Below are 18,304 nucleotides of genomic sequence, written 5' to 3' on the forward strand. Positions count from 1 at the left end.
TCGCGCCGCTTACAGCCCGGGCAGGACGAACTGCACGAGCGCCACGATCGTGCCGGCACCCACGACGAGCACCACGAGCGCGATGATGAGCACCCAGGTCAGAACCTTGTTGTTGCGCAGCTTGCCAAGAAATCCCACCGGCTTGTTGTTGTAGTCGTCGCTCATGGCCGAGAGCCTACTGTGAGCAGGTCTCCCACTTCACACTCCAGCGCCTCGCAGATCGCCAGCAGCGTGGAGAACCGGATGGCACGCGCCCGATCGTTCTTCAGTACCGACAGATTCACGACGCTCACGCCAACGAGCTCGCTCAGTCTCGTGACGGTCATCCCGCGTTCCGCGAGCAGCTCGTCGAGGCGGCAGTGGATGCCCGTTGGCCCCTCCGCTGCGTCGTCGTCGGTCATACGAGCCCCTCCGTGTCGCGCTGCATCCGTTGTCCGATCTCGAAGGCCGCGCCCACCACGGCGAGCGCGAGTCCCCACGCGATCGGCGCGGGGTCGAACTGCACGAGGAAGGGTGGGAGGGCATCCGTTCCGAGCTGTGCGGCGACCTCCGCGTGGGCGACGCCGAGAAGCGCAGGGTTCACGAAGCCGACCACGATAGCCAGTATGGCGACGACGCCGATGCCCCACGACGCGGACGTGACGAACGGTTGCCCGAGGAACACTCGGAGGGCGAGCCAGGCGACGACTGCACAGACAGCGATCGACAGGAGCGAGGCGATGATGGCCGCAGCGACGAGCGACACGCGGGCGGCGGTCGCGAGCCCCACGACCGTGAGGGTGACCGAATCGTAGTTCGCGGATGCCACGGCCTCGAGCCCCTCGGTGAACGCTGGTGTCATCGGCTCCGCGAGCGGTACTCCAGCCATCGTCACGGCCTCGTCGCCGAGGAGCGACGCGATGCGTGTGATCAGGAGCACCACTTCGACGACCGCGATGGCCGCGGCACCCCCGGCGATGAACCCGAGGATCACCTTCTGGGCGAGCGATCCCGCTCGACGTCCACGTTCCTCTGCCGTCGTCATCAGACCAGTCCCTCCGTCTCGCGCTGCAGTCGGTTCCCGGCAACGAACGCCGCGGACAGTGCGCCCAGTGCTGCGATGGCGAAGGGCACCACGAGCGCGATGGGGATGGCCGTGTTCTCGGGGTACTCGCCAGCGAGGGCGGATGCCGCGCCGTTGGCCCCCATCGTGCTGAACAACCACGTGAGGATCCACCCGATCGCGACCACGAACGTGAGCGTGCCGACGAGGCCGACATTGGCGGTGCTAAAAGCGCGGCCGCGGATGATGTTGCGGATCGCGAGCGACACGCACACGATCGCGGTCACGACGGCAAGGGCGTAGATGACTTCGGCGGCGATGAGCGAGAAGACCGTGATGGGCGCCATGTCGCTCGCCAGGATCTCGACCTGCTGCGGCACGACGGCCACCGGCGAGCCGCCGGGGCCGACGGGGAGCGTTGCGGGGGTGTCTGCGAAGGCCACGGTGACCGGGACATCCCTGTTCGGCACGATCCGGATGATGCGGATCACGGCCTGCACGATCGTCACGACACCCGCGACGGCCCCGAGCACGACGGTGATGATGAGTGCCACCCGGTCGGCTGGCTTGGGCTGGAGTGTTGATGTCATCGTTCTCTCCTATCGATTATCGATAACAACGATAAACGTTATGCCCACGCCTGGCAAGGGATAGTCACGCCGACGGCGAACAGCGGACTTTTCGGCGCCCCCCGTGGTTAGTCTCTTCATAACGCGCCACCCACATCAGACGCGTGCAGGGAGTCAAGAATGTTCGAGAGATTTACCGACCGAGCTCGTCGTGTTGTCGTCCTGGCCCAGGAAGAGGCCAAGATGCTCAATCACAACTACATCGGTACCGAGCACATCCTCCTGGGTCTCATCCACGAGGGTGAGGGTGTTGCCGCCAAGGCTCTCGAGTCGCTCGGCATCTCCCTCGACGCGGTGCGCGAGCAGGTGCAGGACATCATCGGCCAGGGTCAGCAGCAGCCGACCGGCCACATCCCCTTCACCCCGCGTGCCAAGAAGGTACTGGAGCTGAGCCTGCGCGAAGCGCTGCAGCTCGGCCACAACTACATCGGAACCGAGCACATCCTGCTCGGCCTCATCCGCGAGGGCGAGGGCGTCGCCGCACAGGTGCTCGTCAAGCTCGGCGCGGACCTCAACCGCGTGCGCCAGCAGGTCATCCAGCTGCTCTCCGGTTACCAGGGCAAGGAGGCTGTCGCCGTCGGCGGCAACGACTCGGCCCCCGACAAGGGCAGCCAGGTTCTCGACCAGTTCGGTCGCAACCTCACGCAGGCCGCCCGTGACGGCAAGCTCGACCCGGTCATCGGGCGCGAGAAGGAGATGGAGCGGGTCATGCAGATCCTCTCCCGCCGTTCCAAGAACAACCCCGTGCTGATCGGTGAGCCCGGCGTCGGAAAGACTGCCGTCGTCGAGGGACTCGCCCAGGCGATCGTGCGCGGAGACGTGCCGGAGACGCTGAAGGACAAGCAGCTCTACACGCTCGACCTCGGGTCGCTCATCGCCGGTAGCCGCTACCGCGGTGACTTCGAGGAGCGCCTCAAGAAGGTCACCAAGGAGATCCGCACCCGCGGCGACATCATCACGTTCATCGACGAGATCCACACCCTCGTGGGTGCGGGTGCTGCCGAGGGTGCGATCGATGCGGCGAGCATCCTGAAGCCGCTTCTCGCCCGTGGTGAGCTGCAGACGATCGGTGCGACCACGCTCGACGAGTACCGCAAGCACTTCGAGAAGGATGCCGCGCTCGAGCGCCGTTTCCAGCCGGTGCAGGTCAACGAGCCGTCGCTGCCCCACGCGATCAACATCCTTAAGGGACTGCGCGACAAGTACGAGGCGTTCCACAAGGTGTCCATCACCGATGGCGCGATCGTGGCAGCCGCGAACCTCGCGGACCGCTACGTGCAGGACCGCTTCCTGCCCGACAAGGCGATCGACCTGCTCGACGAGGCCGGCGCACGCCTGCGCCTCTCGATCCTGTCGGCACCGCCGGAGTTGCGTGAGTTCGACGAGCGCATCGCCGTCGTGCGCGGCCAGAAGGAAGCCGCGATTGAGGACCAGGACTTCGAGAAGGCAGCGTCGCTGCGTGACGAGGAGAAGAAGCTGCTCGGTGAGCGTCTCCGCCTCGAGAAGCAGTGGAAGTCCGGGGATGTCGGCACCACCGGCACGGTGGATGAGGGTCTCATCGCCGAAGTGCTGGCCGCAGCCACGGGCATCCCGGTGTTCAAGCTCACGGAGGAGGAGTCGAGCCGACTCATCTTCATGGAGAAGGCACTGCACCAGCGTGTGATCGGTCAGGAGGAGGCCATCTCGGTTCTCGCCAAGACGATCCGCCGCACGCGTGCCGGTCTCAAGGACCCGAAGCGTCCCTCCGGTTCGTTCATCTTCGCCGGCCCCACGGGTGTCGGTAAGACGGAGCTCGCCAAGGCGCTCGCGGAGTTCCTCTTCGACGACGAGAACGCGCTCATCTCCCTCGACATGTCGGAGTACGGCGAGAAGCACACGGTCTCACGACTGTTCGGTGCCCCTCCCGGATTCGTCGGATTCGAGGAGGGTGGCCAGCTCACCGAGAAGGTGCGCCGCAAGCCCTTCAGCGTGGTGCTGTTCGACGAGATCGAGAAGGCTCACCCGGACATCTTCAACTCGCTCCTCCAGATCCTGGAAGAGGGACGCCTGACGGATGGCCAGGGTCGCGTCGTCGACTTCAAGAACACCGTGATCATCATGACGACCAACCTCGGTACGCGTGACATCACCGGAACCCCGATCGGGTTCACGTCCGACACCGACACCGCCACCGGTTACGACCGCATGCGCGGCAAGGTCGTCGAGGAGCTGAAGAAGCACTTCAAGCCCGAGTTCCTCAACCGTGTCGACGAGACCATCGTCTTCCCGCAGCTGAGCCAGAGCGAACTGCTGCAGATCGTGGACCTGTTCATCAAGCGCCTCAAGGACCGCCTGATGGACCGCGACCTCACGATCGAGCTCACGCAGGCCGCCAAGGAGCAGCTCATCAAGGTGGGTTGGGACCCGTCGCTCGGTGCGCGTCCGTTGCGTCGCGCGGTGCAGCACGAGATCGAGGACGCCCTGTCGGAGAAGATCCTGCACGGCGAGCTCAACGCGGGCGACCACGTGCACGCGGACTTCATCGACGGCCAGTTCGTCTTCACGACGAGCCGCCAGCCCGGAGCCCTCGAGCCCGAGGCGGAGCCCGCCGAGATCGAGGCGTAGAACTAACGCAGTAGCGAAGGGGCGGTGGGAGACATCCCGCCGCCCCTTTGTCGTGCGCGGGGTACCCTCTCCCCATGGACCCAGAGAGCAGGCCGATGGCGTTCTACGCCGGTCTGCCCTACAGCGATCGGGACGCTGATCTCAGACTCGATGTGCTCGCGCCGCCGCGGGAACTGGGCGCACCTCTTCTCCCCGTCGTCATCTACTTCCATGGTGGTGGATGGCACGAGGGTGACCGTGGTGCTGCAATGCATCCCTGGCTGAGCCCCCAGTTGGCGAGCCGCGGCTATGTCGCGATCTCAGTCAGCTACCGGCTGAGCGGCACGGCCCGCTGGCCTGCGCAGTACGAGGATGCCCGAGACGCGCTGCTCTGGGTAACCGACCACGCGGTCGATTTCGGCGGCGATCCCGCCCGCGTTGGCGTCTGGGGGTTCTCCGCCGGTGCGCATCTTGCCGCCCACCTCGCGGTCAGGGAGCCGGGCCTGGTGAAGGCAGCAGCGCTCGCTGCGTGCCCGGTAGAACTCCAAGCGCCGGGCAATGGAGTGGATAACGAAGTGACGTGGTTGGTGGGTGCCTCCCCCAGCGCGGACGTCCTTGCGGACCTGAGTCCTCTCACTTGGGTCACCCCGAGGTCGGCCCCCGCGCTGATCGTTCACGGCACCGATGATCAGGTCGTGGACTTTTCCCAGGGGTTGACGTTTCGTGACGCTTTGCGGGCAGCAGGCGCACGCGTGGAATTGCTCGACATTCCCGGCGCGGGCCACGAGTGGGCGGACCGTCCAGCGCAACCGGAAGACCAGCATGGCGACTTCGGAATGGTGGCCGCGCAGTTCTTCGACGCTGTTCTCTGAGCCGACTTCCACCAGTGCGGGAGTACCGTGGGGGTGTGAGTGACTTCAGCGTCCGGGCGGCGCGCACCAGTGACATCCCGGGCATCCAGGCCCTCGTCGAACCCCTCGCCCAGCGACGCATCCTGCTCGGCAAGGATCGTGTCACCCTCTACGAGGCCGTGCAGGAGTTCCGGGTCGCGGAGGCGGCGGACGGTGACCTGATCGGATGCGGCGCCCTCCACGTCATGTGGGAGGACCTGGGCGAAGTCCGCACCCTCGCCGTTCGCGAGGACCGCCTCACGACGGGCGTCGGACACGCGATCCTCGAGCGCATCGAGACGGATGCCCGTGCCCTGGGCCTCAGTCGCCTCTTCTGTCTCACCTTCGAGACTGCGTTCTTCGGTCGCCACGGCTTCGAGGCGATCGGGGAGCGGATCGTGGAGCCCGAGGTCTTCGCGCAGCTCGCGCTCTCGCCCGACGAGGGTGTCGCGGAGTTCCTCGACCTCTCCCGCGTCAAGCAGAACACCCTCGGCAACACCCGGATGCTCAAGCAGCTGTGACCATGATCGGCAGCGTCTCCCTCGGTCTTCCCGGTGGGATCGACCACGGCCTGCTTCGCGAGCTGGCTCCGCTCATCGAACGCCTCGGGTTCCGCGCTCTGTGGCTCAACGACACGTCGCACGGCGACTCGCTCGCGGGGCTCGCTGTCGCGGCATCCGTCACGAGCACGCTCACGCTGGCGACGGGTGTCATCCCGCTCGACCGTCGGCCAACCGCTACGCTCACGGGCGAAATAGCTCGACTGCCCGCCGAACGACTCGAGATCGGCATCGGCTCCGGTGGCGCGCACGCTGCGCTTCACCGGGTGCGGGAGGGCATCGACGTGCTTCGCGCCGCGACCGACGCGACCATCCTCGTTGGTGCGCTCGGTCCTAAGATGCGTGCACTGGGGGCCGAACACGCCGACGGCCTCCTCCTGAACTGGCTGACTCCACCCGCTGCCGCCGATGCTGTCGCCACCCTGCGGTCCACCGCTCCGCACGCTCGCGCCGCCCTCTACGCTCGCACGATCGTGGCGACGGATGCCCGCCCCACCCTCGAACGCGAAGCCGCTACCTACGCGTCCTATCCGACCTACGCGGCGAACCTCGCACGCATCGGTGCGGACATCCTCGACACCACGATCGACGGCACCCTCCCCGGCGCGCTCCGCGCCCGCGTGACCGAGTATCTGGCGTCGGTCGATGAGCTCGTGCTGCGTGCGATCGTGGCGAACGACTCGGACCTTCCGGACTTCGTGGCGGCCGCGGCATCCGCCCTGCACGCTGAGCAGTAGCGGGACACGCGCGCGGCCTTCCGCGTTAGGCAGAACCCGCGCTTAGCCTTGGCATATGTCGACGTTGAGGAATCCGGTCGGCCCCCAGCCAGCGAGCGTGTACTGGCGTCGTCGCCTGGTGGTGGGCCTGGGTCTGCTCGCCGTGATTCTCATCGTCGTGCTCATCATCGTCCGGCCCGACTCTGGCACTCCAACGCCGACACCGGCCCCCTCCGGTTCGTCGAGCGCGGCGCCCAACCCCGACTCGAGCGCTCCCGCCGACGCGGCGTCGGGCTCCGGTGACGTCGCCTGTGATCCGACCAAGCTCACTCTCGAGCCCGTGACTGACGCGACCGAGTACCAGGCGGATGGCACTCCCCAGCTGTGGTTCACGGTCAAGAGCACGATGACCGAGCCGTGCACGCTCTCCGTCGGATCCGACGTCCAGGAGTATCGCATCACGAGCGGGGACGAGCTGATCTGGTCGTCGCGCGACTGCCAGACCGACCCGGTCGCGGCCACCACCGTGCTGCAGCCCGGCGTTCCCAAGGAGGGCCCGCACATCACGTGGGACCGCACCCGCTCGTCGACGGACACCTGCGAGGGTCCGCGCGATCCCGTCACCGCGGGGGGCGCGAGCTACCACCTCGAGGTCTCAATCGGTGACGTGGACTCCACGGCGACGCGACAGTTCCTGCTCTACTGATGCCGCAGCATGTGCTCGCGATCGTCGATCGACCGTCGCGTGAGGCACCGGGAACGGATGCCGCCCCCTGGCGTTTCGTCGACCCCGGGTCGCCCCAGCTCACCGCACTCGACCTCGGCGCAACCCGCGGCGATGGCATCTTCGAGAGCCTGAGCGTCGGTCACGGCCGGGCGCAGGCACTCGATCACCACCTCCGCCGGTTCGCGAGGTCCGCGGCGATGCTCGATCTGCCCGCGCCCGACCTCGATATCTGGCGCGCCGTCATCCTCGCAACGATCGCCGAACTCGACCATCCCGGCGAGGCGTTCGTCAAGATCGTGATGACCCGGGGCATCGAGTACGGGGACCGGCCAACCGGCTGGGCGTACGGCTCCGTCTCGCCCGACTTCACGAAGGAGCGCACGCAGGGCGTTGCCGTGGTGATGCTCGATCGCGGTTACCGGCACGACGTCGAGCAGACGTCCCCGTGGCTGCTCGCCGGCGCCAAGACGCTGAGCTACGCGATCAACCGCGCCGTCGGTCGGGAGGCCGCACGCCGCGGCGCCGACGACGTCGTCTTCGTCTCGAGCGACGGCATCGTGCTCGAGGGACCCACCTCGACCGTCGTGTACCGCCGCGGCAACGAGCTGCTCACACCGGGCACCGGCCTCGGCATTCTCGATGGCACCACGCAGGCCAACGTCTTCCGGTGGGCGGAGCAGCAGGGGCTCGCGACCTCGTTCGAGCTGACGACGCCGGACCTCCTCCGGTCGGCGGATGCCGCGTGGCTGGTCTCGAGCGTGCGTCTGGCCGCCCCCATCAACGCCATTGACGACGAGCCGTTTCCCGTCGACGCCGCGTTCACCGCAGCGATGAACGAGTGGCTCGCAGCGCTCGACGACTGAGCGTGTCCGCATTCCGGGGGACATGTCGGTCCCCCCAAAACGGGTGCTGGGGCACAAAAATCGGCCAATTGCCTGAGAATCCGCGAGTTTCGGCGCGTCGTTGCCCCTAGACGGGGCTTTCTGCCGGAGACGTTCACCGGTTACTGTTATGCCGTGGATGAGAATAACTTCGGGGTGCCCGCGGGGTGGTACCCGGACCCGCTGGGTCTGCCGCAACTGCGGTGGTGGGACTCCCAGGCGTGGACGGAGCACACCTCCGAGGCGCGCGCGCCCATTGTCATCCAGCCCGCTGCCGCGAGTACCCGTCTGGGTTTCGCCGACGACATCCCCACCCGCCTCGGCTACGCCGACGACGACCTGCCCTCCCGCCGCGAGCAGCGCGAGAGGGAGCGCCGCGAGCGTGACCGCGGCTTCGCCACCGCCTACGCCGAGCCCTACGACGAACCTGCGGTGCTCGACCTCGAGACTGAGACCGGCACCGACCGCGAGGAGCTGAGCGCTCAGCCGCTGCTCGCGATGACGCTCAAGGAACTCGAGCCACCCCTCACTGAGACCGTGGATGAGGTGACTCCGGGGCCCCGACGCGCCTCCACTCACGCGAACGCAGCGCCCGCGGCATCCACCCTCAGCGCGCTTGCGGAAGACCCGATGCCCGAGCGCGCGCTCAAGTCGATGCGTACCTACACGGGTGCTGTCTGGGTGATCGCGGCGATGCCCGTGATCCAGCTTCTGCTGAGCGTCGTGCTGCTGCTCACCGGCCTCGGCTCTAACTACCCTCTCTATCTCGTGATCTGGATCGCCCCCTACCTCGTCGTGCTGGGGTTCGCGGCCTTCGACCGTCTGCTCCTGCAGGTGTGGGGACACAAGTCGCCCGCGAGTGCCTGGTGGGCGTTGCTCACCGAGCCCGGCTACCTGATCGTGCGCGCGATCCGCACCTATCGCGAGACGGGCAAGGGCTTTGCGCCGCTCGCCGTGTTCGCAGCATCCGTCATGGCGGTGCTCGCGGGAGTGCTCGTGCTGCCGGGCCTGCTCATCGCGGCGGTGCCCGGAGCGTTCGCCGCGGAGGCCGCGAGCTCGGTCGAGGCGGATGCGCGCGGGCTTCTCGGTGCTGACATCTCGGTCAGCTGCCCGGCACCTCCGCTGCTGATCGGCGACTCGGTCACGTGTGTGCGCACGTCGCCGGACGGTGAGACCGACGCGGTCGCGGTCGAGCTTGCTCGTCGCAACGGGTGGATCGCCTGGGACGTGACCGACTGGGGCACGTCCGTCATGGAGTGACCCGGCCCAGGCTGGAACTCTAGAACTCGGGCACGTCGATCGCGTCGTCGGTGGATGTCGCGAACGCGAGTCGCATCGCCTCCCTGAGGTGCGCGGCCGACGAGTCCACCACAGTCGCGAAGCCGAGCCGTTTGGCTTCTGCCGCGCGCTGGGCGCCCTGCGATACCGGGCGGATCTCGCCGGCGAGGCTGATCTCGCCGACCGCCACCTGCGTCACGGGGAACGCCTTGTCGCGGTAGGCGCTCGCGATGGCGAGCGCGATCGCGAGGTCGGAGGCAGGCTCCACGATGCGGATGCCGCCCACGGTCGACACGTACACGTCGAAGCCGGAGAGCGGGAGGCCCGCTCGGCGCTCGAGTACCGCCAGCACCATCGCGACACGTGAGGAGTCGACGCCGTTGACGACGCGGCGCGGCTGCGGTGCCTGCGTCTTGACGATGAGCGCCTGCACCTCGACGGGAAGGGCGCGGCGTCCCTCGACGGCGATCGTCACGCACGTGCCGCTCGTGGGGATGCGAGCGCGGGAGAGGAAGAGGCCGGACGGGTCGGCGACTTCGGCGATGCCGTCACCGGTCATCTCGAAGCATCCCACCTCGTCGGTGGGGCCGAAGCGGTTCTTGTGTGCCCGCACGAAGCGTAAGGAAGTCTGGCGGTCGCCCTCGAACTGCAGCACGACGTCCACGAGGTGCTCGAGGAGGCGCGGGCCCGCGATCGTGCCGTCCTTGGTCACGTGGCCGACGAGCAGTACAGGCAGGTTGCGGTCCTTGCTCACGCGGATGAGGGTGGATGCCACCTCGCGCACCTGCGACGGACCCCCGGCAAGCCCATCCGTGAGCCCGGATGCCACGGTCTGCACGCTGTCGACGATCACGAGGTCGGGCTTCACTTGGTCGATCTGGCCGAGGATCGTCGCGAGGTCGGTCTCGGCGGCGAGATAGAGCGAGGGGTGCAGCGCGTGCGTCCGCTCGGCGCGCAGGCGCACCTGGCTCACGGACTCCTCGGCGCTCACGTAGAGCACTCGCTGGCCGGATGCCGCGGCTCGACTGGCCACCTCAAGCAGGAGCGTCGACTTGCCGACCCCCGGCTCCCCGGAGAGCAGGATCGCGGCCCCCGGAACGATGCCACCGCCGAGCACGCGGTCGAACTCGGCGATCCCGCTCGGCCAGTGCGCGACCGACTCTGCACCGATCTCGGTGATCGCCCGCGCCTCGGAGGTGGGGCGGATCGGCGTCACGCGCGCAGTCGGGGCCGTGGTGTCCACCACCGTGCCCCACTGCTGGCACTCGCCGCAGCGGCCCACCCACTTGATGCTGGTCCACCCGCACTCGGTGCAGCGGAAGTTGGTGGTGACGCGGGCCATGCCGTCAGCCTAGGCGTGGCATCCGACAGATCGGCGGTGCCCCACGAGGGTGTGGACTACTGCTCGACGTCGCGGCCGCTCGCGCGCCACGCAGCGGTGCCGCCCTCAACGTTCACGACCTCGACGCCCTGACCTTCGAGCCACTGGGCGACCTGGCTGCTCCGGTAACCGCTCTCGCAGATGAGGTACACGGTCTCATCGCGCGGGACCTCCTCGAACCGGTCGACGAACGCGCTCATCGGGATGCTGCGGGCCGACGGCACGTGACCGGCTTCGAACTCCCACGGCTCGCGCACATCGATGAGGGTCACCCCGTCGAGGGCTGCGAGCTGGTCAACGTCGATGGTCTCCATGGGTTCGAGGGTAGCCCGAGTGCGCTCCCACATTCGGCGCGAATCAGGCGGGACTCGTTAGGCTCGATGCCAGAAGGAGCGTGCGCCGTGGCATCCGATTTCGATCCGAGATTCGACCCGGCGTTCCAGCGCGGCTTCGACGGCGCGGTCGAGCGCAGTGCCACCCCCGCTCCGCGGGTCGAGTCCGTGCCCTCCGCGTCGGTCGAACCCACGCCGGTGCCAGCGGAGGTCCAGCGACAGGTGGTCGAGCCTGTCGAGACCTCACTCCCGACTCAGCTCCCCACCCTCCGCGGCAACCCCTTCATCCCCGTCCTCTGGATCACCGCAGCCCTCTTCGCAATCGCGGGTGCCGCCGGCCAGTACTTCGCCACGTTCCTCAACTACTCCGCGCCGGCCTCGTCCGCTGCCCTGGAGTACGTACTGCCCTCGGTGCTGTTCGCGCTCTCGCCCTGGCTGTTCGCCGCAGGTCTCGCCCTCGGGATCGCGACCCTCGTCATCCACGCTCTGCGCTGGCGCCCCGCGAACTGATGCGTTTCGCGTTCCTCGCCTTCGGTACCGCCGTCGCCCTGCTGGGGTTGGGCGGTGGGATGCTCGCCGTCTCGATCACGGACTACCTCGACTCACCCCGCACCCTCAGCAGCACGTCTGGTCTCGCCGTCTTCGAGGTGGACGGCGTGTTGGTGCAGTACGCGCCCTTCGAAACGGGGCAGGAGGTCACGGTGCTGGGCGCTGGCTTCGTGGTGCTGGTGGCGTCGCTGGTTCTGGCGGCAATCGTGTGGAGGCCACGCCTCATCCGCGTGTAAACTCGTCGGCGGTACCGTGTCCGAGCGGCCGAAGGTGCAACTCTCGAAAAGTTGTGTGCGTGAAAGCGCACCGTGGGTTCAAATCCCACCGGTACCGCCAACGAAAAAGGGTCGCCCCGAAAGGGGCGGCCCTTTTTCGTTGGTTGAGCCGGTCGGAGGCGAAGCCACTCGTGGGCCCCCGCTGAGCAGTCAGCCGCAGTGCGCACATCGCCCTGACTTGCAGCGACGCGAAACCGCGCACTGTGGATGCGGCTCAGTAGGGAGTCAAATCCCACCGCAAGGGCCGCCCGTCAGGGCGACCCGCCGAATTCGTAGTACCCCAGACACGCGGCATCCGCCTGCTGTTGAAGTGCCCTGGCTCGCTCGTCGCAACCCCACCCAACACGGTCTCCGCCCAAGTCAGACGAAAGGGCGCACGCCGGACATGTAGGTAGTGAGATCACCAGATGATGGAGGAACCATGATCCGCGACCCGTTCGACGACCTGCTCGACCGTTCTGCACCAATGTCCGTTCCGGCGGAGAAGACCGACGTGGATGCCATGATCGCGGACGCCCGGCGGTCAGCCACGCGACCGCTCCGCCCTCGCGTCCTGGTCGCGGTGGGTCTCGCGGCGGTCCTCACCTCCGGCGGGCTGGGCCTCGCCGCTGCCACCGACATCTTCTCGTGGGCGCCGTGGGCGAAGGAGCCGATCGGCGCTGTGCAGTTCACCATGGCGAATGGATTCCAGTGCGAGCTGCGCTACACGGGATACACGGGCGGCGAAGACCCGGCGTATGTCGGTGAGGTCAACAGCAGCCTGGAGAGCTGGTACCGATCAGCGGATATCCTCGCTGCGGTCGAGGCGAGGGTCCCCGCCAAGCTTGAGGAACTTGGGCCCATCGAGTTGCAGGCTGACGAGACCCTCGAGACCTTGCCGCCGGGCGAGGCCCAGCACCGAGAGTGGGCCCGTCAGTGGCTCGCCTGGGATCTCGCGATCAGCGATGCGGAGTGGGAGCATCTGGCGAGCGAGGGTTACCCGCCCGGAGACGATCGCATGGCCGGAAGCGAGCGGAATGGGCAGATCCAGTGTCTCGATGAGAACCAGGAGCTGTACAACCCCGGGGCCGGGTCGTGAGACGCGATCACACGCGCATCACGACAGCACTGCGCGAGACCGCACCGGACCTGCTCGCGTACTTGCAGCGACGGGCCGGACTGGATGACGCCCCCGATCTCCTCGGGGAGACCATGGTCGTAGCGTGGCGCCGAGTGGGCGACCTGCCGGATGACACCGAACAAGCACGCATGTGGCTCTTCGGAATCGCTCGCAACACGCTCTTCAATCATGCTCGTGGAGAGCGGCGTCGCTGGGCTCTGGCGGATCGCATCCGCGGGAACTCGGCGACGGACGCCGTTGCTCCTCCCGCTGACGACGGCGCCGAGATTCGAGACGCGATTGCGCGCCTCGACGTCGATCATCGCGAGCTCGTACAACTCGTCCACTGGGAACGGATGACGATTGCGCAGGCAGCGGGGCTCTTAGGAATCTCAGAGTCGACCGCTCGCACGCGCTACGCACGCGCGAAGGAGCAGTTGCGCGCTGCACTCGGGGTCCCGACGAGCTAGGGCGCCTCGCGAGCTATCGTTCAGAGGATGAAACGCTCCGCGCCTCCCCGCCCGCACGAATACGGCCTGGCCGTTGTCGGCTGGACACTCGTCGCATCGTTCCTGTTGGTGATGCCGAGCTACTTTCTCGCGATTGGTGTTCAAGCCATCGGCGCGAGCACCGGCCTATGGGCGGGGGACCCGAACTCCAATGATGGAGAAGAGGTGTTCGCGACTTCGATCGGCCTCTTCTCGAGCACGGTCATCCTCGGTGGGCTTCTCTGGCTACTGCTCGGTGTCCGCAAACGGTACGGCGTGACATCCGCACTACCGGCGGTCATCGGCATGCTCGTGTTGATCGCCGGGTACATCTGCCTCTGGGCGATCCTGTTCCAGCCGGTCGAGGTGTCCCAGTCGGTCTACTAGAGCGGCGCCGGCGCTAGTTCGAGTTGCGGCGCTCCGCCAGAGTGATGGCCTGCCACTCGTAGACGCCAGGGAGCCAGTCAGCGCCGTAGGCGGCGGTCGGGCTGAGGCGCGGGTCATCCGGAGTCCGTCCGTCGCGCAGCGCGAGCATGTACTCGCGGTCGAGCGCGATGCGATCCCGGATGTCGCGGCCCACCGACCCGTGGCCGGGGATGACGATGTCCACCTCATCCGCCACGCCCTCCAGCACATCCAGCCCAGCGAGGTAGACGCCGACCGGGTCGGCAACCTGCAGGTCCGGGAACGGCATCAGGATGTCCGAGAGCATGTCGCCCGCGACGAGAACCCGCTGCTCCTCCAGCAGGAGCGCCGCGTGCCCCTGGGCGTGGGCGGGGTGCTCGATGATGCGCACGCGCAGCCCGTCCCACGGAATCTCGGTGGCTCCCGCGGGCAGCGCAGTGATGAGGCCGAACCGATCCAGCGACATCTCATCGAGGATCTCCGGCGGCAACCCTTCGGCGACTTCCGCCCTCCAGTCCGGCTTCGAGAGGAGGTCCCGCATGAATGCTGCTCCATCGACGGTGCCGTACCGGGGCGCGTCGCCGAGCTCCGGATGCCACAGCACGTGGTCCCAGTCGGGGTGCGTCGAGAATCCGGCCACAACAGGCTGACCCAACTCGCGGAGGTCGCTCGCGAGACAGGCCATCTCCGCGTCCGTGATTCCCGGATCCACCAGCAAGACACCGGTCGGCCCCAGCACGACGATCGTGTTGTTCTGCAGCAGTTCGCTCTGGTGCACCAGAACGCCCTTCGCGACTTCCCTCAGCATGGCTGCTCCGTCCGATCGATTCGAGAACAGACTGCCCTACCGCGACCCCATGTGTACAGCGTTTACATCAAGGAACCTTCTCTCCCGCGAACGTGATGTGGATGTATCCACCGAACGGGCGGCCCGGTACCTGCACTCCAGCGCCCCGGGAGAGCGTGCGCAATTCCTCCACGACTGCAACAATGTCCTCGTGGTGATCTCAAGGGCGACACACGTGGCAAAGGGGCTGTCTGCAGCCGCCATCGCCACGTTCGTTGCGCTTTTCGGTCACGTTGCCGGTGGTGGTGACATCCCCGGAGTCTGGGGCTTCGTGGCACCCCTCGTGCTGTCAGCGGCCGTGTGCGTGCTGATCGCCGGTCGAAAGCTCTCCCTTGTGCGACTCGCGATGTCGGTGCTGGTCTCGCAGGTCCTCTTCCACTTCTTGTTCGTGCTCGGCGGTAGCAGCAGCGGCACCGCCGTGGCCAGCACGCACGAGCACCACGGCACGACCGCCACGCTCGTCGTCTCCCATGCAACGACGTCGATGGGTGTGGGCCACGTGCTTGCGGCCGTGGTCACCATCGCCGCGCTCTACTTCGGGGAGCGCGTCATCCGCTCGCTCGCCCGCATCGTCCGTCTTCTCGCGGCACGGATGCTGCGTCCCTTCGCCGTCCCGGCCCCCTCCACGATCGCACCCGCGGCCGCCGTACCCGCCGCCTGGCGCATCTTCACCCCTCTCGCGCTGGATCACGCGGCCTCCACAGCGCCGCGTCGCGGTCCGCCCGCGTTCGCTGCCTGAACCTCTTCCCCGGCGCGCTCCCGCGCCACTTCCCTGTGCCGTAGCGGCGCCCTCGTGCGCTGCCGCAGCACCGTTGCGCGTGCCGCACGCGACGCGCGCAGTGAGGTACTTCCATGCGTACGCTTTATCCCCTTCTGGTCGGTTCAGTGCTGGCGGTGGCGATCACCCTCACGGGTGCCTCCGCGGCCAGCGCTCACGACGACCTCATCTCCAGCTCGCCCGCACCGGGTGAGCAGCTTGCCTCCGCGCCCGCGGAGATCAGGTTGGAGTTCGCCAGCGACATCATGAGCATCGGCGCGAACATCATGGTCATCGATGAGACGGGAAAGGACTGGGCGTCAGCCGAGCCCGTTCTCGCCGGTACGACGGCCACAGTGGCGCTCGAGCCGGACATGCCGGAGGCCGGGTATCAGGTGCGTTGGCAGGTCGTGGGCTCTGACGGGCATCCGACGAGCGGCTTCGTTCCGTTCACGATCGGTGACGCGAAGCCCATGGGGTTGGCGGCCACCGACGACACCGCGCCGGTGCCGCAAACAGCCACAACACAGGTTCAGGCAACGACGGAGATCAACCCGGTGCTCCGGGTCGTCCTCCTGGGAGCAACGGGCGCCGTCGTGGCGCTCGGTGTGCTCCTTCTCATCCACTTCCTCCGTCGGCGCACGGCCCCGAGCCGCGCCGACGCCCACTCGACCCCCACGGGCGAGTGAACAGAACTCGAAAGGCACTACCCACAATGAACACCAAGACAACCTCCACCCTCGCGGGTATCGCGATCGCGCTCCTCGCCCTCGCCGGTTGTGCGCCAGCGACGGATGCCGCGACCGACGTACCCGCCGGTGCAACCCAGGCGGACTCCGTCGTCATCTCCGATGCCTGGGTGAAGTCGGCGGAGGAGGGGATGTCGGCAGCCTTCGGCATCCTCGAGAACTCCGGCACGGCGGATGCGGTCGTCATCTCCGCCGCGACCGAGGCGTCGCCCATGATCGAACTCCACGAGACGGTGGAGAACGACAGCGGCGAGATGGTCATGCAGCAGAAGGAGGGCGGCTTCGTCATCCCCGCGGGTTCCAGCTTCGCGCTCGAGCCGGGCGGCAACCACATCATGCTCATGGGCCTGGCCGCCCCGCTCGCCGCTGGCGAGGAGGTCAGCTTCACGCTCACGTTCGAGGACGGCTCCGAGTACACGTTCACCGCGCCCGTGAAGGACTACTCGGGTGCGAACGAGAACTACGAGGGCGGCGACGACATGGACATGGAGATGAACGGCGAATGAGTAAGGACCAGGGCAAGGGCTCTGGTCGGTTCGTCCCGACCCGGCGGCAGTTCCTCCTCGGAGGGGCTGTCGCCGGTGTCGGCGCGGCTGCGGCGATCGGTGCCGACCTCGCGCTCAACCAGCCACCCGCACCCGAGGCGGCGCCCGCGCTCAACGGGCCGGAGACCGTGCCCTTCTACGGCGCCCACCAGGCCGGCGTCGACACCGCAGCCCAGGCCCACGCCACCTTCGTCGCGCTCGACCTGCACGACGACGTGGACCGCGAAGCCCTCCGCCGGCTCATGCGCATCCTCACGGGGGATGCAGCGCGCCTCACTCAGGGCGTCGAAGCCCTCGCCGATTCGGAGCCGGAGCTCGCCCTCGTCCCCGCTCGGCTGACCGTCACCTTCGGTTTCGGCCCGGGCTTCGTTGCGCGCGCGGGTGCGTCGGGCCCGACGTGGCTCCGCGCACTCCCCGCCTTCAGCATCGACCAGCTCCAGCCCGAGTTCACCGACGGCGACCTGCTCCTCCAGATCGCTGCCGACGATTCCCTGACCGTCGCCCACGCCACGCGCATGCTCCTCAAGGACACGCGCAGCTTCGCCGAGGTGCGGTGGGTGCAGCACGGCTTCCGCCGTGCGTACGGGTCGGAGCGGCCGGGCACAACCATGCGCAACCTCTTCGGCCAGGTCGACGGCACCACGAACGTCCAACCCGGCACGGAGGACTTCGACAGCGTGGTGTGGGCGTCGGGTGGCTGGCTCGCGGGCGGCACGAGTGCTGTCATCCGTCGCATCCGTATGAACCTCGACAAGTGGGACGAACTCGACCGCAGCGGGCGCGAGCAGTCGGTGGGGCGCACCCTCTCGAATGGCGCTCCGCTCACGGGAGCGAACGAGTTCGACGAGCCGGACTTCGACGCGAAGACGGCGATCGGGTTCCCCGTGATCCCCGACTTCTCGCATATGAAGCGTGCGCGAACGGATGACCCGGCCCAGCGCATCTTCCGTCGTGGCTACAACTACGACGAGAGGCCGTCCGGCTCCTCCGTCTCGGAATCGGGGCTCCTCTTCGTCTCGTTCCAGGCCGACGTGGACGCGCAGTTCGTGCCGATCCAGCAGCGCCTGTCGGACCTCGACCTGCTCAACGAGTGGACGACGCCGATCGGTTCGGCTGTCTTCGCGATCCCTCCGGGCTGCGCCGAGGGTGGCTACATCGGGGAGACGCTGCTCGCGTAGGCCCCGCTTCGAGACCGCAGTTGCGGCCGGTCAACCCGACTCGGACCGGTCGCAACTGCCCTCTCGCGCGAACGGAAGCAGACCGCGTCAGGCGCACGCGGTCTCGGCGAGTCGCGCACCGGGAGTGTCCGTGCGGCGTTCGGCGAGTTCGTTGACGCTCTCCTCGAGGGAGCCGAAGTAGTAGCGACGGCCGGGCTCACCCAGCACAGTCACCTCGTAGGTCGCACCCACAAGTTCAACGAAGCCGAGAAGGGCAAGACCGTCGCGCTCTGCCTTCGTGGGGTCGCTGATGCGCCACTCGCGCTCGGAGATGGCGATGACCTCGACCGGTGAGACCTGGTCGAGGGGGGTGAGTGACTGCATGGTGCGTGCGTCCTTTCTGGGCGGCTCGGG

The 18,304-nt window shown here is 67.7% G+C and carries 24 protein-coding genes and 1 tRNA gene; 17 read left to right on the forward strand and 8 right to left on the reverse strand.

Features of this window, described 5'->3' with window-relative positions; genetic code table 11:
- Positions 1 to 9 precede the first annotated feature (9 nt).
- Genes HDC94_RS03660 through HDC94_RS03675 form a run of 4 tightly spaced genes read right to left on the reverse strand, consistent with a single transcriptional unit; the run spans position 10 to position 1,632 of the window.
- The gene (locus HDC94_RS03660; protein ID WP_179494947.1) at positions 10 to 165 is read right to left on the reverse strand and encodes a hypothetical protein; all 156 of its coding nucleotides are present in this window, start codon (positions 163 to 165) and stop codon (positions 10 to 12) included.
- Positions 162 to 401 (reverse strand): helix-turn-helix transcriptional regulator, encoded by a 240-nt coding sequence (locus HDC94_RS03665; RefSeq protein WP_179494949.1) that lies wholly within the window; start codon positions 399 to 401, stop codon positions 162 to 164. The genes HDC94_RS03660 and HDC94_RS03665 overlap by 4 nt, the downstream gene beginning before the upstream one ends.
- Positions 398 to 1,024, reverse strand: a complete 627-nt coding sequence (locus HDC94_RS03670) for a hypothetical protein (protein ID WP_179494951.1) — start codon at positions 1,022 to 1,024, stop codon at positions 398 to 400. The genes HDC94_RS03665 and HDC94_RS03670 overlap by 4 nt, the downstream gene beginning before the upstream one ends.
- Entirely contained in the window at positions 1,024 to 1,632 is a 609-nt protein-coding gene (locus tag HDC94_RS03675) for a DUF2975 domain-containing protein (RefSeq protein ID WP_179494953.1), read from the reverse strand. The genes HDC94_RS03670 and HDC94_RS03675 overlap by 1 nt, the downstream gene beginning before the upstream one ends.
- A gap of 159 nt (positions 1,633 to 1,791) precedes the next feature.
- On the opposite strand from HDC94_RS03675, the gene HDC94_RS03680 reads away from it, so the two are divergent.
- The 7 genes from HDC94_RS03680 to HDC94_RS03710 all read left to right on the forward strand — a co-directional run bounded on the left by HDC94_RS03680 (position 1,792) and on the right by HDC94_RS03710 (position 9,288).
- Complete coding sequence (locus HDC94_RS03680; protein ID WP_179494955.1) at positions 1,792 to 4,275, forward strand: ATP-dependent Clp protease ATP-binding subunit; 2,484 nt, start codon at positions 1,792 to 1,794, stop codon at positions 4,273 to 4,275.
- Positions 4,276 to 4,349: 74 nt separating this feature from the next.
- Entirely contained in the window at positions 4,350 to 5,126 is a 777-nt protein-coding gene (locus HDC94_RS03685) for an alpha/beta hydrolase (RefSeq protein ID WP_179494957.1), read from the forward strand.
- A gap of 35 nt (positions 5,127 to 5,161) precedes the next feature.
- On the forward strand, positions 5,162 to 5,665 hold the full coding sequence (locus tag HDC94_RS03690; protein ID WP_179494959.1) for an amino-acid N-acetyltransferase: 504 nt from the start codon (positions 5,162 to 5,164) through the stop codon (positions 5,663 to 5,665).
- Positions 5,666 to 5,667: 2 nt separating this feature from the next.
- Entirely contained in the window at positions 5,668 to 6,441 is a 774-nt protein-coding gene (locus HDC94_RS03695) for an LLM class flavin-dependent oxidoreductase (RefSeq protein ID WP_179494961.1), read from the forward strand.
- 55 nt (positions 6,442 to 6,496) lie between these two features.
- On the forward strand, positions 6,497 to 7,126 hold the full coding sequence (locus tag HDC94_RS03700; RefSeq protein WP_179494962.1) for a hypothetical protein: 630 nt from the start codon (positions 6,497 to 6,499) through the stop codon (positions 7,124 to 7,126).
- Positions 7,126 to 8,010 carry an aminodeoxychorismate lyase gene (locus HDC94_RS03705; RefSeq protein ID WP_179494963.1) on the forward strand — a complete coding sequence of 295 codons (885 nt, stop codon included), beginning with the start codon at positions 7,126 to 7,128 and terminating at the stop codon, positions 8,008 to 8,010. Before HDC94_RS03700 ends, HDC94_RS03705 begins: the two co-directional genes overlap by 1 nt.
- 153 nt (positions 8,011 to 8,163) lie before the next feature.
- Positions 8,164 to 9,288 carry a DUF2510 domain-containing protein gene (locus tag HDC94_RS03710; protein ID WP_179494964.1) on the forward strand — a complete coding sequence of 375 codons (1,125 nt, stop codon included), beginning with the start codon at positions 8,164 to 8,166 and terminating at the stop codon, positions 9,286 to 9,288.
- Positions 9,289 to 9,307: 19 nt separating this feature from the next.
- On the opposite strand, the gene radA is transcribed toward HDC94_RS03710, so the two are convergent.
- Positions 9,308 to 10,648: a DNA repair protein RadA gene (gene radA, locus HDC94_RS03715; protein ID WP_179494965.1), complete on the reverse strand. Its 1,341-nt coding sequence runs from the start codon at positions 10,646 to 10,648 to the stop codon at positions 9,308 to 9,310.
- Positions 10,649 to 10,704: 56 nt separating this feature from the next.
- Positions 10,705 to 11,001, reverse strand: coding sequence for a rhodanese-like domain-containing protein (locus HDC94_RS03720; RefSeq protein WP_179494966.1), 297 nt, complete (start codon positions 10,999 to 11,001; stop codon positions 10,705 to 10,707).
- A gap of 87 nt (positions 11,002 to 11,088) precedes the next feature.
- Here HDC94_RS03720 and HDC94_RS03725 point away from each other — a divergent pair, with 87 nt between their 5' ends.
- The 6 genes from HDC94_RS03725 to HDC94_RS03750 all read left to right on the forward strand — a co-directional run bounded on the left by HDC94_RS03725 (position 11,089) and on the right by HDC94_RS03750 (position 13,817).
- Positions 11,089 to 11,529: a hypothetical protein gene (locus tag HDC94_RS03725; RefSeq protein ID WP_179494967.1), complete on the forward strand. Its 441-nt coding sequence runs from the start codon at positions 11,089 to 11,091 to the stop codon at positions 11,527 to 11,529.
- Complete coding sequence (locus tag HDC94_RS03730; RefSeq protein WP_179494968.1) at positions 11,529 to 11,804, forward strand: hypothetical protein; 276 nt, start codon at positions 11,529 to 11,531, stop codon at positions 11,802 to 11,804. The genes HDC94_RS03725 and HDC94_RS03730 overlap by 1 nt, the downstream gene beginning before the upstream one ends.
- Before the next feature lie 10 nt (positions 11,805 to 11,814).
- Positions 11,815 to 11,904 (forward strand) — tRNA-Ser (locus HDC94_RS03735).
- A 360-nt stretch (positions 11,905 to 12,264) separates the two neighbouring features.
- Positions 12,265 to 12,921 (forward strand): hypothetical protein, encoded by a 657-nt coding sequence (locus tag HDC94_RS03740; protein WP_179494970.1) that lies wholly within the window; start codon positions 12,265 to 12,267, stop codon positions 12,919 to 12,921.
- On the forward strand, positions 12,918 to 13,412 hold the full coding sequence (locus tag HDC94_RS03745; RefSeq protein ID WP_179494972.1) for an RNA polymerase sigma factor: 495 nt from the start codon (positions 12,918 to 12,920) through the stop codon (positions 13,410 to 13,412). Before HDC94_RS03740 ends, HDC94_RS03745 begins: the two co-directional genes overlap by 4 nt.
- Before the next feature lie 27 nt (positions 13,413 to 13,439).
- Positions 13,440 to 13,817: a hypothetical protein gene (locus HDC94_RS03750; RefSeq protein ID WP_179494974.1), complete on the forward strand. Its 378-nt coding sequence runs from the start codon at positions 13,440 to 13,442 to the stop codon at positions 13,815 to 13,817.
- Positions 13,818 to 13,830: 13 nt separating this feature from the next.
- Here HDC94_RS03750 and HDC94_RS03755 read toward each other — a convergent pair whose 3' ends face one another.
- A complete protein-coding gene (locus HDC94_RS03755; protein WP_179494976.1) occupies positions 13,831 to 14,643 on the reverse strand; it encodes an MBL fold metallo-hydrolase in 813 nt (270 codons plus the stop codon).
- A gap of 190 nt (positions 14,644 to 14,833) precedes the next feature.
- Here HDC94_RS03755 and HDC94_RS03760 point away from each other — a divergent pair, with 190 nt between their 5' ends.
- The 4 genes from HDC94_RS03760 to HDC94_RS03775 all read left to right on the forward strand — a co-directional run bounded on the left by HDC94_RS03760 (position 14,834) and on the right by HDC94_RS03775 (position 17,911).
- Complete coding sequence (locus tag HDC94_RS03760) at positions 14,834 to 15,421, forward strand: hypothetical protein (protein WP_179494978.1); 588 nt, start codon at positions 14,834 to 14,836, stop codon at positions 15,419 to 15,421.
- A gap of 113 nt (positions 15,422 to 15,534) precedes the next feature.
- Positions 15,535 to 16,128 carry a copper resistance CopC family protein gene (locus tag HDC94_RS03765; RefSeq protein ID WP_179494980.1) on the forward strand — a complete coding sequence of 198 codons (594 nt, stop codon included), beginning with the start codon at positions 15,535 to 15,537 and terminating at the stop codon, positions 16,126 to 16,128.
- 26 nt (positions 16,129 to 16,154) lie between these two features.
- Entirely contained in the window at positions 16,155 to 16,694 is a 540-nt protein-coding gene (locus tag HDC94_RS03770) for a copper chaperone PCu(A)C (RefSeq protein WP_179494982.1), read from the forward strand.
- Entirely contained in the window at positions 16,691 to 17,911 is a 1,221-nt protein-coding gene (locus tag HDC94_RS03775) for a Dyp-type peroxidase (protein ID WP_179494984.1), read from the forward strand. Before HDC94_RS03770 ends, HDC94_RS03775 begins: the two co-directional genes overlap by 4 nt.
- Before the next feature lie 87 nt (positions 17,912 to 17,998).
- Here the strand turns inward: HDC94_RS03775 and HDC94_RS03780 are convergent, their stop codons facing one another.
- A complete protein-coding gene (locus HDC94_RS03780) occupies positions 17,999 to 18,274 on the reverse strand; it encodes a hypothetical protein (protein WP_179494986.1) in 276 nt (91 codons plus the stop codon).
- Positions 18,275 to 18,304 lie beyond the last annotated feature (30 nt).

Origin of the sequence: Leifsonia sp. AK011 (assembly GCF_013410945.1) — a bacterium.
Taxonomy (GTDB): Bacteria; Actinomycetota; Actinomycetes; order Actinomycetales; family Microbacteriaceae; genus Rhodoglobus.

Excerpts from the sequence above, each read along its gene's own strand:
- HDC94_RS03755 (WP_179494976.1), bottom strand. The coding sequence starts at position 14,643 with ATGCTGAGGGAAGTCGCGAAGGGCGTTCTGGTGCACCAGAGCGAACTG.
- HDC94_RS03700 (WP_179494962.1), top strand. The coding sequence starts at position 6,497 with ATGTCGACGTTGAGGAATCCGGTCGGCCCCCAGCCAGCGAGCGTGTAC.
- HDC94_RS03670 (WP_179494951.1), bottom strand. The coding sequence starts at position 1,024 with ATGACGACGGCAGAGGAACGTGGACGTCGAGCGGGATCGCTCGCCCAG.
- radA (WP_179494965.1), bottom strand. The coding sequence starts at position 10,648 with ATGGCCCGCGTCACCACCAACTTCCGCTGCACCGAGTGCGGGTGGACC.
- HDC94_RS03695 (WP_179494961.1), top strand. The coding sequence starts at position 5,668 with ATGATCGGCAGCGTCTCCCTCGGTCTTCCCGGTGGGATCGACCACGGC.
- HDC94_RS03720 (WP_179494966.1), bottom strand. The coding sequence starts at position 11,001 with ATGGAGACCATCGACGTTGACCAGCTCGCAGCCCTCGACGGGGTGACC.
- HDC94_RS03675 (WP_179494953.1), bottom strand. The coding sequence starts at position 1,632 with ATGACATCAACACTCCAGCCCAAGCCAGCCGACCGGGTGGCACTCATC.
- HDC94_RS03705 (WP_179494963.1), top strand. The coding sequence starts at position 7,126 with ATGCCGCAGCATGTGCTCGCGATCGTCGATCGACCGTCGCGTGAGGCA.
- HDC94_RS03680 (WP_179494955.1), top strand. The coding sequence starts at position 1,792 with ATGTTCGAGAGATTTACCGACCGAGCTCGTCGTGTTGTCGTCCTGGCC.
- HDC94_RS03770 (WP_179494982.1), top strand. The coding sequence starts at position 16,155 with ATGAACACCAAGACAACCTCCACCCTCGCGGGTATCGCGATCGCGCTC.
- HDC94_RS03730 (WP_179494968.1), top strand. The coding sequence starts at position 11,529 with ATGCGTTTCGCGTTCCTCGCCTTCGGTACCGCCGTCGCCCTGCTGGGG.
- HDC94_RS03740 (WP_179494970.1), top strand. The coding sequence starts at position 12,265 with ATGATCCGCGACCCGTTCGACGACCTGCTCGACCGTTCTGCACCAATG.
- HDC94_RS03750 (WP_179494974.1), top strand. The coding sequence starts at position 13,440 with ATGAAACGCTCCGCGCCTCCCCGCCCGCACGAATACGGCCTGGCCGTT.
- HDC94_RS03775 (WP_179494984.1), top strand. The coding sequence starts at position 16,691 with ATGAGTAAGGACCAGGGCAAGGGCTCTGGTCGGTTCGTCCCGACCCGG.
- HDC94_RS03660 (WP_179494947.1), bottom strand. The coding sequence starts at position 165 with ATGAGCGACGACTACAACAACAAGCCGGTGGGATTTCTTGGCAAGCTG.
- HDC94_RS03685 (WP_179494957.1), top strand. The coding sequence starts at position 4,350 with ATGGACCCAGAGAGCAGGCCGATGGCGTTCTACGCCGGTCTGCCCTAC.
- HDC94_RS03780 (WP_179494986.1), bottom strand. The coding sequence starts at position 18,274 with ATGCAGTCACTCACCCCCCTCGACCAGGTCTCACCGGTCGAGGTCATC.
- HDC94_RS03665 (WP_179494949.1), bottom strand. The coding sequence starts at position 401 with ATGACCGACGACGACGCAGCGGAGGGGCCAACGGGCATCCACTGCCGC.
- HDC94_RS03765 (WP_179494980.1), top strand. The coding sequence starts at position 15,535 with ATGCGTACGCTTTATCCCCTTCTGGTCGGTTCAGTGCTGGCGGTGGCG.